This window comes from Roseateles flavus, assembly GCF_039872765.1.
Classification (GTDB): Bacteria; Pseudomonadota; Gammaproteobacteria; order Burkholderiales; family Burkholderiaceae_C; genus Roseateles_B; species Roseateles_B flavus.
In genome coordinates this window covers 707,475-719,946 of sequence record NZ_JBDPZC010000001.1, presented here as the reverse complement: position 1 = coordinate 719,946, position 12,472 = coordinate 707,475, and the positions used below count along the sequence as shown (strand labels likewise).

Genomic DNA, 12,472 nt, shown 5'->3' with positions numbered 1-12,472 from the left:
ACTCTTCATGAGTGGTAGCGGTACCAGGGGCCGCCCAGCGGCGTGCTGCAGTCCCTGTGCTGAAGGTGCCGCGGGTTGTAGCAAAGCCCGACGGCCTGCCCCGGGGATCCCTCGAAGTCGAGGAAGAGCAGCTCGCCCTCGCGCCAGGCGGCGGCACGGGTCGGCCCCAGGAGCGAGGGCCAGATTTCGAAGGCGGGTCGCCACAGGTTCTCGTCGTCCTTGGCCGTGGCCAGCGCCTCCTGGGCGGCCGTCTCCAGGGCTCCGCGATGAAGGGCGATGAGGCAGCGAAGGCCGAGCTCATGCACCATGGGCTGCACGGCAAGGATCACCGCGAGCAGCAGACAAGTGCCCAGGGCACGCAGCAGCACGCGAGGGCCCTGGCCGGCGAGCAGGCCCCGCACCCCCGAGAGCGCGCCGGCCAGCAGCAGCCCGATCACGGCCAGCAGGCACAGGCCCGACACCAGCTGGAGCGGACCGAACAGGGCATTGGTCCCGAAGAAGCTGAGCACGGTCATCAGCATGGCGCAGACGCCGGCCAGCCAGGTCGTTCTGTTCACCGGCTCGGCCCACGACTTCCCGAGGCCGGTCCTTCGTGCTGCCGCCCGCGCGCAGCTACCGGTCGACGTTCCTGTCCAGCTGCGTCCAGAAGTCGGGGCCGAAGCGACGCTGCACCTCGCCGGTCATGCGCTCGTTGTAGGCCGCAGCGTAGCCGCGCTGCTCGGCCGCATCCGTGCAGCCGGGGCCGTGATCCAGGCGGATGCCCTTGGCGCGCAGCAGCCGCTCCCGCACGCGCCGGCGCGGCAAGTCCCCGACCGTCTCGAGCCCCGTCGACTCGAACAGTTTCAGTGTGCCCGCCGCGATGTCGGCCTGAGCCGCCTGCTCGCCGCGCTCGCGGCCTCGGGCCTCTGTGCCGATGCGGGCATCGATCGACACCCGCATGGGCTCGACGGCGGCGGCAGGGGCCGCGAACAGGCCGCCCAGCAGGACGGCAGCAAGCGGGGCAAGCGCTGTGATGACATGGATGTTCCGTGGCATGGCGCAAACGATAGCAGCTCGGGCGTCATTCAAGGCAGAAGCAGCGGCCCAGCGGATCCTCCGCCCGGTCTAGCTGCAGCGGCAGGGCGCCGGCGGGCCATCCAGCACGCGCGCGCTGCACCGCCCCAGGAGACGGGTCCTTCGCAGCTCGATGGGCTGGCCCGGCCGCAGGGCCGCGCCGCCGGGCACCACGCAGGCGTCCATGCCGCCACCGGTGCAGCACAGCGAATAGGACAGCTCGGCGGCCCCGCCCTCGAGGACCTGCAGGTGAGAGACCTCTGCGGAGATGCGCTCGGCCGGCAGCAGCAGCTCGGCCCCGACCAGCAGCAGCGCCACCGTCATCAGGCCTTGCAGCGGTCGCCCGGTACGCCTGGCCAGGTCCAGCAGCCCTGCGCGCCAGGAGCCCGTGCGTGCCCGGGCTCGCCAGCACAGCACGACGAGCAGCAGCGCTGCGACGACGGCAATCAGGCCTTCGAGCGCGGAGGCAACGTGCAGTGCAGGCATGTGCGGGGAGCTCCGGTGTTGGGGATGCGACGAGGCCGATCTTCGCCGATGCCCTCGGGCCGCGCTGCGCATCGGCGAGGGCTGGGGCCTCAGCAACGCGCCTGCCTCCATGAAGAATGACAGGCAGGCGGGTGGCGGCCAGGCATTCCTTGCCGCGTGATCCAGAGCATGGCAGGGACGCTGGCCCTTGCGCCGTCGCCCTCCCCCGGCCGGCCCGCCGGATTCAGTTCGCGCTCGTCTGGTACTGGACGCTGGCCGGATCCACCGCCGTCACTGCGCCGACCGTGCGGACCCAGACCCGCCCCTCCTTCACGCCGATCAGGGTGCCGCGCCACCTGGCCCAAGACATCGCCGCATTTCCATGAAAGGTTGCCGATATCACAAGGCTCCGCCACCGATATCAAGGGAAATCCCGGTGTCGCAAAAAGCGATCAATACGCGGGTTTTTGGACCCATGTCGACAAGCACCCGTGTTGGCGCCAGCTAGTCTTCGCACCTCTTTTTGACACAGGCGAGACAAGCGCTGCGCCCGCGTCGCGGGAAGGCGCAAGCCAAAGGACGTACCCATGAAGCATTTCAAGAAGACCCCGATCAGCAGCGGCACCACGCTGCTGTGCGCAGGTGCACTGCTGGCCATGAGCCTGGCGGCGCAGGCGCAGGAGACGCAGCAGCTGCAGCGCGTGGAGGTGACGGGCACCAACATCAAGCGCGTGGCCGCCGAGACCGCCTCGCCGGTCCAGCTGATCACGGCGATGGACATCGCCAAGTCCGGCAAGGCCACCGTGGCCGAGTACCTGCAGACCCTGGGCGTGGACGGCGCCGGCTCCCTGCCCACGGGCTTTGGCAACGGCTTCGCGGCCGGCTCCACCGCCATCTCCCTGCGCGGTCTGGGCGCCACCTCCACCCTGGTGCTGCTGAACGGCCGCCGCATGGCCGCCTTCGGCCGTGCCGATGATGGCCAGAAGACCTTCACCGACTTGTCCACCATGCCCATGGAGCTGGTCGAGCGCATCGAAATCCTGAAGGACGGCGCCTCCTCGGTCTATGGCGCCGACGCCATCGCCGGCGTGGTGAACATCATCACCCGCAAGGACTTCCAGGGCGTCACCGGCCAGGCCAGCACCGGCTTCTCGCGCTACGGAGACATGCAGCAGCACAAGGCCAGCATCACCGCCGGCTTCGGCGACCTGATGAAGGACGGCCACAACTACACCTTCAACTTCGAGGTCTCGCACTCCGAAGCGCTGGCCAACAGCGACCGCGCCTCGCGTGCCTGGATCGGCAAGGGTGACCTGCGCCCCTGGGGCTATGCGATCAACACGCAGTTCGCCTCGGGCTACATCACGGGCAACAACAATGCGGCGGCCAGCCCGGCCGGTTCCATCCGCGACCCCAAGACCCTGGACTACGTCTCGCTGCCGGGCTGCTCCAGCCTCTCGAACGCCAGCCCGCAGGATCCCAAGGGTGGCTGCCTGTGGCATCAGGACCAGTTCCGCTCGATGCAGCCCGCCATCGATGCCGTGAACCTGTTCGCCGGCGGCACCTGGAAGATCAACGACGACCTGCAGGCCTATGCCGAGGCCGGCTACTCCAGCCGCCAGACCTCGTTCATGATGACGCCGCCCTCGATCACCCCGACCGTGGCCTTCCCGCCCAATGCGGGCAACCCGTCCGGCGTGATCAACTACGGCTCCGGCGCAGGCACCACCATCGTGCTGGCCGCCAACCACCCGCAGAACCCCTATGGCGTGCCGGTGCGCGTGCGCTACGCCGCCTTCGACGTGGGCCCGCAGGAACGCAAGGCCGACAACGGCTTCAGCCGCTTCGTGGCCGGCCTGAAGGGCAGCGCCTGGGGCTGGGACTTCGACACCGCCTTCGTGCACTCGGAAAGCCAGCTGGCCCTCGACTACAGCGCCATGCTCAACATGAACGTGCTGAAGGACGCGCTGGGCAATCCCAACAGCAAGTACTTCCCGTACTACATCGGCGCCGAAGCCTCCAAGAACCCCCAGTCGCTGTATGACGCCATGGTGCGCCACAGCACGGCCGACATCTCCACCAAGCTGGACATGATCGACATCAAGGGCTCGCGCGAGCTGATGAACCTGCCTGGCGGCGCCCTGTCCCTGGCCGTGGGCGGCGAGTACCGCCGCGAGTCGCTGGACGCGCCCTCGCTGTCCGGCACCGAGGACGGCTCGGTCAATGCCAGCTACGTCGCCGCCAAGGGCAGCAACACGGTCAAGGCCGTGTATGCCGAGCTGCTGGCGCCGGTGTTCAAGGAGCTGGAGATCTCCGCGGCCATCCGTCATGACGCCTACGACAAGTTCAGCTCCAACACCCCCAAGCTGGGCGTGAAGTGGACGCCGCTGAAGTCCCTGGCCGTGCGCGGCACCTATGCCGAGGGCTTCCGTGCGCCGGGTGCCGCCGAAGCCGGCAGCGAAAGCCAGAGCACCGGCTCCTCGGCCGTGCGTGATCCGGTGCGCTGCCCCGGCGGCACGCCGGCAGCCGGCGGTGCCACCACCGGCGACTGCCAGATCACCATTGCCGCCGTGAAGGTGGGCAATCCCAATCTGCAGCCCGAGAAGTCCAAGGGCGGCACGCTGGGCCTGGTGTGGGATCTCCCGACCAACACCAGCCTGGCCGTCGACGTCTGGCAGATCAAGCGCAGCAACGAGATCAACCCCATGGCCTATGCAGAGGCCGCCGCCCTGCCCACGGCCATCCGTGCGGACAACAACCTCGTGGTGAACGGCGTGGTGCAGCCCAACACCGGCACCCTGCTGATCTCCAAGGCCCCGTACCGCAACAGCAGCTACACCCAGGTCAAGGGCGTGGACATCGACCTGAAGCAGCGCATCGCCCTGGGTGAGGCCGGCCGCCTGACCGTCGGGATCAACTGGACCCACCTGAACACCTGGAAGCGCGTCGAGCCCGACACCGTCAACGCGGCGGGCACCGTGGTCAAGGGCGCCCAGTACGAGTACGTCGGCACCCATGGCAACTGCGACACCTCCAACTGCGCCGGCACGCCGCGCGACAAGGTCAACTTCTCGACCACCTGGGACCGCGGCGACTGGAGCGTGACCGGCAACATCAACTACCGCTCGGCCATGGAGAACCGCTACTTCAAGGGCGACGGCTGCGCCTCCAAGCTGGCGGACGGCAGCGACGCCCCCAACGGCTGCCGCCTGTCTTCCTTCGCCACGCTGGACCTCTCGGTGCGCTACCAGGCCAGCAAGCGCCTGCAGGTCTTCGGCTCCATCCAGAACGCGACCGACCGCGTCGCGCCGCTGGATCCCCTGACCTATGGCGGCATGAGCTACAACCCCTTGGACGCCAGCGGCGCCACGGGCCGCTACTTCAAGATCGGCGCGAAGTACCAGTTCATGTAAAGCCTGTGCAGGCACCGCAAAGGGCGGTGCCCCTGCAGCGCAAGGGCGGCCTCGAGGGGCCGCCCTTTTTCATTTGCCTTGCGCAGGACGGCTCGCCGGCTCACGCCGCCGGGGCGGCCATCGCCTCCCATGTGGCCCAGCTCTGGACACGCCCAGGGAATGCCACGGCGGCAAAGGGCCAGTCCTGCTGCAGCCAGCGCGCGAGGCAAGCCAGCACGGCCTCCGCATCGAGGACCAGTCCCGCCTCGGACAGCCAGAAGAAGGCCTGCGCCTGGAACAGCCTCTTGCGCCGGTCGTCCTCCAGCCGGGACTTGATGCGCTTGAGATAGAGGCAGCCCAGGTAGGCCGTGCCGCCCGGGTCCAGCAGGGCATAGGCAAAGGCCTCGCGGCGCTCGAACTCGCCCGCATGGCGGTTCAGGTCCGCGAGGTTCTCCTCGAAGCCGAGGTCCGCCGCGGGCCAGCCATTGTGCGGGCCGAACACATGGCGGATGCGATCGGCGCTGGTGCGCACGGCGTCGAAGTCCGCCTCGGCATGGGCCGGGGACAGCACCTGGAGCTGGAAGCCCGCCGCCTGGAACTGGCGGGGCACCGAGAAGTCGTCAGGGACAAGCGCAGGCAGGGTCATGGCGGGCGCGCACCATGGGCGTCAGGCACGGGGTTCGATCGAGGATGAGGGGCGGAGGGCCGCGGCGGCTCCGTCGGCCCGGGCCAGCCAGTCCTCGCGCCGCAGCGTCATGGCCACCAGGTCCAGGCCCGGGCCGAAGCCATCGGCGAGCTGCCGCGTCACCCGGAAGCCATGCCGCGCGAAGAAGCCGGCCGTGTGCTGGCTGGTGTCGATCGCCACCTCGCTCACGCCGTGATCCACCCACAGCCGCTGCAGGCGCCAGGCCAGCAGCGCCCGTCCCAGGGACTGGCCGTGATGCGCCCGTGACACCAGCCCCCAGCTCAGCCGGCCGATGCCTTCCCGCACATAGCAGCCCCCGCAGGCCAGGACCTCGCCCTCGCGTTCGACGACGACGTAGTCCCCCGCCGGCGCCCGCAGAAAGGCCTCGAACTCCGCCACTTCCTCAGGCGCGAAATAGCGCGGCACATTGCTGGCGAAGAGGGCCAGGCAGGCCGGGCGGTCCGCGGCCACGTAGGGTCGGACATGCAGCAGGGGCGAGGTGTCTGGTGGCATGGGAGTCCGTCCGTGAAGATCGTTCGAGCCGGGCGCGGGCTGGGCGTGGCGGGGCCCAGCCGATCCCACTTCATCAGGGGCGCGATGGTAGCAAGGCGCCGCAGGCTCAGGCACGCGGCCCATACCGCGGCTTGCGCGCCGTGTGGATGGCCACAATGCCCAGCGACAGGCGCTCGAAACCGAGCTCCTCGAAACCCATCCCCTCCAGCTCGGCGGCCAGCTGCTCGGCCGAGGGGAAGCCGCGGATGCCCAGCAGCAGGTAGCGGTAGGCCGAGGCATCGCCCCCGGTGGCCAGCCAGCCCAGCAGGGGCATGCACAAGGCCATGTAGGTGAGGTAGGCGCGCTGCAGCCAGGCCGGCCGCAGGGTCGAGGCTTCCAGCAGGATGAGGCGACCGCCGGGCTTCAGCACCCGCAGCGCTTCCTGCAGGGCCGCCGGGCGATCGCAGATCTTGAGGGCCAGGGAGATCGAATAGGCGTCGACGCTGGCATCGGCCATCGAAGGCATGGACTCGAGATTCAGCACCTCGAACTGCAAGTGGGCCGGGTGGCACGCCAGGCGCTGCCGGGCACGGGCGAGCATGGCCTCGCTGATGTCGGAAGCGATGACGGTACGGCCGGCGACGCGCTCATGCGCCAGCAGGCGCAGGATGATGTCGCCGGTGCCCGTGGCGCCGTCCAGCAGCGTGGTCCAGGGCTCGTCGGCGATCACGCGGGCGACCCGGCGCTTCCACAGCCGGTGCAGGCCCAGGCTGAAGAGGTCGCAGAGCCGGTCGTAGCGGGAGGCGATGCGGCCGAAGACGTCGTCCTGCTGCCAGGAGAAGTCGGCGGCATTCCCGGGCGTGGGCGCTGGCGTGGGTGCGAGCGGTTCAAGGCCAGGCACGGGAACGTCCTGGCTTTCAGCCCGTGGCCGCCGGCCGCCGGGCCGCGAGGCTGTCGAGCCTGTTCATGCCTGCGTCGGCCCCAAGCACCGGCGTGGCTCAGCGGCGTATCTCAACGACGATGGGCCGCGGGCACGACGCCGGCCTGGCTCTGCGCGCCCACGGCATCCTCGATGGCCATGTGCATCTGGGCCACGGCCTCGCGCTCGCCCTTGATGGCGTAGGTGTCGTGGCCGCAGTGCGGGCAGTGCGCCATGAAGGCGGCCTCGATGCCCCGGATGTCGGAGATGTCCATGGGGGTCATCTCGTTGAGCTCGGCCTGGCAGTTGTTGCAGCGGATGTACTTCGGTCGCAGCGACAGCTGGCGCTCGATCGCGGCCTGCTTGCGCTGTTCGGGGGTGCCGCGGAGCTTGGCTTGTCCCATGGGGCTTCCTTCAGAGTCGTTGAGGTGTCGGGGCCGGCCCGAGGCCAGAGGGCGAAGGGCGCCCTGCGGCGCCCCTGCGTGATCCGATGTGCACGCGGTCGCGTCGGTCGGGCGCCTCAGTCGAAGTCGCCGCCACCGCCCACGTCGATGTCGCTGCCGCCGCTGTCCCAGCTGGCGCCGGCATCACTGCCCCCGAGGTCCAGGTCGTTGGAGGAGCCGTTGTCGAAGGGGATGTAGCCGCCACCGCCGCTGCCATCGTCCGCATGACGGCGATGCCGCTCCGAGGCCTCGGCGCTGCCGCTCATCATGGAGCCGATCGCCACGCCCACGCCCACCGCGGCGGCCGTGCCCAGGGCGCCGCCCAGGCCGCCGCCCCCGTAGCCAGGCTGGCCGCCGTAGCCATAGCCCGGCCCCTGTGCGCGGGCCTGCGCCTCGGCCTGCATGCGGGCCTCCTGCATGCGCAGGGCCTTGTCGCTGGGCTTCTCCTCGCCGCGGATCTCGGCGGCGATGTCGCGGGAACGCAGGATCAGGCTCTCGGTCTCGGCGAAGTCGCGCCGCGTGGCCAGCGTGCCGATGTGGGCACTGATGTCGGCCTGCGCCTTGCGCACGCGGTCGTAGGTGGCGAGCTTCTGCTCGGGGCTGAAGGCGGGGTTGGCGTCCGCCGCGGCGACGGCATCGCCCAGGTCCTTGTGGGCTTCCATCAGGGCGCCGCGCCAGCGCTCGACATCGGCCGGGGTGTTGCCCGCCACGCTGCGGCGCAGCTTGCGCCACAGCACAAAGCCCACGCCGCCCAGCACCAGCAGCCAGAACCAGGAGATGCCGCCGGACGAGGCCTCGCGGCGCTCTTCGCGCGTCTCTTCGCGCGCCACCCCGCGCGGCACCTCGGCGGCCGGCACGGCCGCGGGCGCGGGCTGCGGCAGGGCCTGCGGCCGGGCCGGGGCGTCCAGGCGGATGGGGCCGCCCTGGGCCTGGTCGATGCGCTGGATCATGACCTTCTTGCTGGCGAAGCTCTCGCTGGGATCCAGCTCACGGGCCTTCTGCAGCTCGGCCTTGGCGGCATCGATCTGACCCTGCTCGAACTTCACCTCGGCCAGCCAGAAATGCGCCAGCGCGTTCTCCGGATGCTTGCGCAGCACGCCGTCGAGCTTCTGCTCGGCCTGCGTCCAGCGCTGGGCGCGCATGTCGGCCGCGATGTCCTCCTTGGTCCCGGCCTGGGCCAGGCCGGCCGAACACAGCAGGACGGCCGCAAGCACCCAGGCGTGGCGACGGGATGCAGTCTTCATCATCATTCCTCCAGCAACTCGGCCCCAGGCAGCCGGATGCCGCCGCTGGGCAGAGGGCCCGATCCTAGCGCGCCCGGGCCCCCGTGCCGGAGGCCACGCGAGCTTGCGCTGGCGCAAAACCCTGCGGGCGACAGCCCTCCACAGTGCCAGCATGGCGAAGAAGTTCCCCCTCCTGCCCGCCCAGCCACAGCGCGTCTGCTGGGGCTGCGACCTCTACTGCCCCAGCGAGAGCATGCGCTGCGGCAACGGCTCGGTGCGCACCCCGCACCCCAGCGAGCTCTTCGGCGAGGACTGGGCGCTGGGCCTGCGGCCCGAGACGACGGCGTCGGAACCGCCGGTGCCCACGCCCGCGCCGGCCCCCGTCGACTGAGCCGGCGCTCGCGTGACCCCGCGCCTGCACGCCCGGCCGAAGCCGCTTATGCTGCCCGGCTGATCCTCCAGCCCGGCGCCTCGCGCGCCCTGCCGCCATGTCCATCGAAGCACTCAACGCCCGCAGCCAGGGCACCCTGCCCGGCCATCTGGGCATCGTCATCACTGCGCAGCGCCCGGGCGAGATCGAGGCCGAACTGCCCGTCGCCCCGCACCTGATGGCGCCCAACGGCTACCTGCATGCCGGCAGCATCCTGACGCTGGCCGACACCGCCGCCGGCTTCGGCTGCATGTCCAACCTGCCCGAAGGCGCGCAGAGCTTCACGACGCTGGAGATCAAGTCCAACCACCTGGCCACCGCCCGCGAGGGCCTGCTGCGCTGCACCGCCACCCTGGTGCACGCCGGCCGCAGCACCCAGCTGTGGGACGCCAAGGTCACGCATGCCGACACCGGCAAGACCCTGGCGCTGTTCCGCTGCACCCAGATGGTGCTGTATCCGCGGGGCTGAAGCCACCGCGGCCCTGGTCAGAACTTGCAGCCCTTGGCCCGCAGCGCGTCCAGTGCCATCGCGCCCAGGGCCAGCAGGCCGTTCTCGGCATAGGCCTTGCGGCAGTCCTCGCGCAAGGCCTTTTCCATGTCCTTCTGCAGCTTGGTCTTGAGCTCCGGCGGATTGGGCGCAATCTCCAGCAGGGCCCGCGAACGGCTGCTGGCCACCGGACCGCGCTGGGAGGTGGGCAGGTCCAGGTTCAGGCGCGGCGCGCTGGCCGGCGCCGAGGGCGCGGTGGCGACGTCGCGGCCGCGCTGGGCGCCGGCGTCCGGCGAACCCGGCTGAGGCAGCGCGGACGGGCCCTGGCTGGGATCGGCGCCCGTGAGGCTGACCTTGCCGGGTGCGGGCGCCACCTGGGCTCCCGGTGCCGTCGAGGCCGTGGCATTGCCTGTCAGTGAGCGCTCGCCTGCCTGGGGCTGGGCGGCGGTGCCGGGCGTGCGCTCGGAGGCCCTGCCCGTGGCGCTCGACGCCGCCGCGCTTCCCGCCGGCGTGGCAGCAGCGGCACCGCTGCCCGCCTGCTCGCTGGGCACGCTCATCGGCTGGAGACCCTGCAGGCTGGACTGCGCCGCGGCGCTGGGCGTCAGGCGCCCCAGGGGCTGCGGCGCGCTGATGCGGGCCGCACTGCTGGCCGCCTCGGCCGGCAGCTGGGCCACGGCATGCTCGGAGGGCGCCAGGCCGGGGCTGGCGGGCAGGTCCTGGGCGCGCGCGCCCTGCTCGGCGGCCAGCGGCGCCAGGGCGGCGGCCTGGACCTTGTCGGCAGGACGCAGGCTGTCCGCGCTGAGGCGGCCGGTCGAACGCTCCGGCAGGCTCAGCGTCGGGCTGGCGGCGATCGTGGCGGGCGTACTGCTGAGCGTCCCCAGGGCCTGGGGACGCACGGCCTGTGTCAGGGGGCTGGGCTGGCTGGGACTCTGCAGGGTGCTCACGCGGGGCGCGGGCGCCTCCAGGGGCGGCAGCGCGCGGAGTTCGGTGGGGCTGGGCGCCGAGAGCCGCTCCAGGCGCTGCGGAACCTCGATGCGAGCCGGGCTCACCTGGGTGTCCAGCCGCTCCGCCGACTGCGCCGGCAGGCTGGGGCGCGCCACCGGCTGCAGGCGCTCCAGGGGGCGTGCCAGGGGCTCGACCCGGGCCGCCTGCACCTGGGCCGGCGTGGGCGGGGCGCTGTCCAGCTGGCGGGTGACGCGCGGATCGACCTCGGCAGGCGGGGTCGGCAGCTCGCTGCGCAGGGCCTCGCTGCGGGGCGGGGCGAGCGGTTGGAGGGGCTCGGCCCGGGGCCTGGCGCTGTCGGGGGTGTCCTGCAGCTGCTTGACGCTGCTGGGCTGCGGCGCCCAATCGCCCTCGCGGGCGGCGCCGGGCTGGTCGGGCGGGGCCGGTTCGTCCTCGCGGCGGACCACGCCGCCGAAGCGACGGCTGGGGGCGTCGCCCACGGGGCCGCGGTCGGCCTGGCTGTCGGGTGCGCCGCCGGGCTGGGCGGTGGCAGCGCCCTGGAGCCGCACGGTCAGCCGGCCACCACCGGCCTGTTCGTCCTGCCGCGCATCGCCCGGGGCGGTGCCGACGAGCACGGCCAGCCAGACATGCAGCAGGCCGGCCAGCAGCAGGCTGCGCTTGAGCTGCTCGTCCTTGAGCTGCGGGCGCTGCTGGCGAGCCGCGGGCGGCATCAACGAGGCGGGGGCGGAAAGAGACAGGGACACGGAAATGGGCAGGGACCCGGACGGCGGCGGCATGCCCGGCTTGCTGCGCAGTGTGCCGCCGCTCGCGCTGCGCGTCCATCGGGCCCCAGGCAAACCCCAGGGCCAGGGGCGGACTGCGCCCGGCCGGCGGGTGTCAGCGGTAGAAGGCCTCGACCTGGCCCTTCAGCTTGATCAGCACCGGGCGGCCGCGGCGGTCCACCGTCTTGCCGGCCGGCACCTTCACCCAGCCTTCGCTGATGCAGTACTCCTCAACATCGAAACGCTCCTTGCCGTTGAACTTGATGCCGACGTCATGCTCGAACACGGCGGCCACGAAGTGCGGGCTGGCAGGGTCGACGGACAGGTGGTCGGGCAGGGCGGGGGCGTTCTCGGCAGCGCTCATGGTGAGGAGGGGTGAGTGGTCAAAGGCGCTATTGTCCAACGTTCGTCCCACCTTCGGCCGGGCCGGGGCCCGCATCGGACGGGGTCAGGTCTGAAGCCGGAAGGAGGGGTAGCCGGGTGCATGGCCGGCCGCCATCCCTAGACCTTGGTAGCGCCCGGCGGCATTTGGCGCTACCTTGGGGCCATCGCCCGCCAGGAGTCGCGCATGGCCAGCAGGAAGTCCGCCCCCGTCTCATCGGCCCAGGCCTCCCCCGATGCCAGCCCCTGGGACGGCGCCGTCCCCGCCGCTGCCACGGCGGTGGTCAAGCGCATCGAGGGCTTCTTCGCCCATCCCTATGACGACAACGGCGCCCAGCCCGGCGGCACCTGGACCATCGGCTACGGCACCATCATCGACGCCCAGGGCCGCCGCGTCACGCCGCAGACACCGCCCATCACCGAGGCCGAGGCCGAGCAGCTGCTGCGCCGGGACATGGCCGGGGCCGCCCGCGATGTCCAGCAGCGGGTGCAGGTGCCGCTGCTGACCTGCGAGGCCGCGGCCCTGATCTCCTGGGTCTACAACCTGGGGGCGGGCAACCTGGCCAAGTCCACGATGCTGCTGCGCCTGAACGCGAACCGCAAGTCCGAGGTGCCGGCCGAAATGCGCAAGTGGATCATGCAGGAGGGCCGCCCCATGCTGGGCCTGCTGCGCCGGCGATGGGCCGAGGCCGCCATCTTCAGCGGCATGGACGCCACCAATGCCTGCGTGCGGGCCTGGCGCGAGATCGACGACCTCTCCGACTGGCCGGCGTTCTGA

Annotated in this window: 15 protein-coding genes; 4 read left to right on the top strand and 11 right to left on the bottom strand. The window is 71.4% G+C overall.

Annotation, left to right across the window (positions count from 1 at the left end; translation table 11 throughout):
- Positions 1 to 5 precede the first annotated feature (5 nt).
- The 4 genes from ABDJ40_RS03255 to ABDJ40_RS03240 all read right to left on the bottom strand — a co-directional run bounded on the left by ABDJ40_RS03255 (position 6) and on the right by ABDJ40_RS03240 (position 1,888).
- Positions 6 to 557, bottom strand: a complete 552-nt coding sequence (locus tag ABDJ40_RS03255; protein ID WP_347606004.1) for a hypothetical protein — start codon at positions 555 to 557, stop codon at positions 6 to 8.
- Positions 558 to 612: 55 nt separating this feature from the next.
- Positions 613 to 1,035, bottom strand: a complete 423-nt coding sequence (locus tag ABDJ40_RS03250; protein WP_347606001.1) for a hypothetical protein — start codon at positions 1,033 to 1,035, stop codon at positions 613 to 615.
- Between the two features lie 69 nt (positions 1,036 to 1,104).
- On the bottom strand, positions 1,105 to 1,539 hold the full coding sequence (locus tag ABDJ40_RS03245; protein ID WP_347605998.1) for a hypothetical protein: 435 nt from the start codon (positions 1,537 to 1,539) through the stop codon (positions 1,105 to 1,107).
- A 223-nt stretch (positions 1,540 to 1,762) separates the two neighbouring features.
- Positions 1,763 to 1,888, bottom strand: a complete 126-nt coding sequence (locus ABDJ40_RS03240; RefSeq protein WP_347605995.1) for a hypothetical protein — start codon at positions 1,886 to 1,888, stop codon at positions 1,763 to 1,765.
- Between the two features lie 217 nt (positions 1,889 to 2,105).
- On the opposite strand from ABDJ40_RS03240, the gene ABDJ40_RS03235 reads away from it, so the two are divergent.
- Positions 2,106 to 4,931, top strand: coding sequence for a TonB-dependent receptor (locus ABDJ40_RS03235; protein WP_347605992.1), 2,826 nt, complete (start codon positions 2,106 to 2,108; stop codon positions 4,929 to 4,931).
- A 100-nt stretch (positions 4,932 to 5,031) separates the two neighbouring features.
- Here ABDJ40_RS03235 and ABDJ40_RS03230 read toward each other — a convergent pair whose 3' ends face one another.
- The 5 genes from ABDJ40_RS03230 to ABDJ40_RS03210 form a co-directional block, all read right to left on the bottom strand.
- Positions 5,032 to 5,556, bottom strand: a complete 525-nt coding sequence (locus ABDJ40_RS03230) for a hypothetical protein (protein ID WP_347605989.1) — start codon at positions 5,554 to 5,556, stop codon at positions 5,032 to 5,034.
- A gap of 21 nt (positions 5,557 to 5,577) precedes the next feature.
- Entirely contained in the window at positions 5,578 to 6,108 is a 531-nt protein-coding gene (locus ABDJ40_RS03225; protein WP_347605987.1) for a GNAT family N-acetyltransferase, read from the bottom strand.
- A gap of 106 nt (positions 6,109 to 6,214) precedes the next feature.
- Positions 6,215 to 6,988 (bottom strand): ubiquinone/menaquinone biosynthesis methyltransferase, encoded by a 774-nt coding sequence (locus tag ABDJ40_RS03220; protein WP_347605976.1) that lies wholly within the window; start codon positions 6,986 to 6,988, stop codon positions 6,215 to 6,217.
- Positions 6,989 to 7,098: 110 nt separating this feature from the next.
- Entirely contained in the window at positions 7,099 to 7,410 is a 312-nt protein-coding gene (locus ABDJ40_RS03215; RefSeq protein ID WP_269631866.1) for a hypothetical protein, read from the bottom strand.
- 116 nt (positions 7,411 to 7,526) lie between these two features.
- Positions 7,527 to 8,693, bottom strand: coding sequence for a tetratricopeptide repeat protein (locus ABDJ40_RS03210; protein WP_347605973.1), 1,167 nt, complete (start codon positions 8,691 to 8,693; stop codon positions 7,527 to 7,529).
- A 151-nt stretch (positions 8,694 to 8,844) separates the two neighbouring features.
- Between ABDJ40_RS03210 and ABDJ40_RS03205 the strand changes: the two genes are divergently transcribed.
- Together ABDJ40_RS03205 and ABDJ40_RS03200 are read left to right on the top strand one after the other, a co-directional pair.
- Entirely contained in the window at positions 8,845 to 9,063 is a 219-nt protein-coding gene (locus ABDJ40_RS03205) for a DUF3079 domain-containing protein (RefSeq protein ID WP_347605970.1), read from the top strand.
- 97 nt (positions 9,064 to 9,160) lie between these two features.
- Entirely contained in the window at positions 9,161 to 9,571 is a 411-nt protein-coding gene (locus ABDJ40_RS03200) for a PaaI family thioesterase (RefSeq protein WP_347605967.1), read from the top strand.
- A gap of 17 nt (positions 9,572 to 9,588) precedes the next feature.
- On the opposite strand, the gene ABDJ40_RS03195 is transcribed toward ABDJ40_RS03200, so the two are convergent.
- Positions 9,589 to 11,328: a hypothetical protein gene (locus tag ABDJ40_RS03195; protein WP_347605964.1), complete on the bottom strand. Its 1,740-nt coding sequence runs from the start codon at positions 11,326 to 11,328 to the stop codon at positions 9,589 to 9,591.
- 100 nt (positions 11,329 to 11,428) lie between these two features.
- Positions 11,429 to 11,677: a DUF3297 family protein gene (locus tag ABDJ40_RS03190; RefSeq protein WP_269631871.1), complete on the bottom strand. Its 249-nt coding sequence runs from the start codon at positions 11,675 to 11,677 to the stop codon at positions 11,429 to 11,431.
- Positions 11,678 to 11,881: 204 nt separating this feature from the next.
- Here ABDJ40_RS03190 and ABDJ40_RS03185 point away from each other — a divergent pair, with 204 nt between their 5' ends.
- Positions 11,882 to 12,472 (top strand): lysozyme, encoded by a 591-nt coding sequence (locus tag ABDJ40_RS03185; RefSeq protein ID WP_347605960.1) that lies wholly within the window; start codon positions 11,882 to 11,884, stop codon positions 12,470 to 12,472.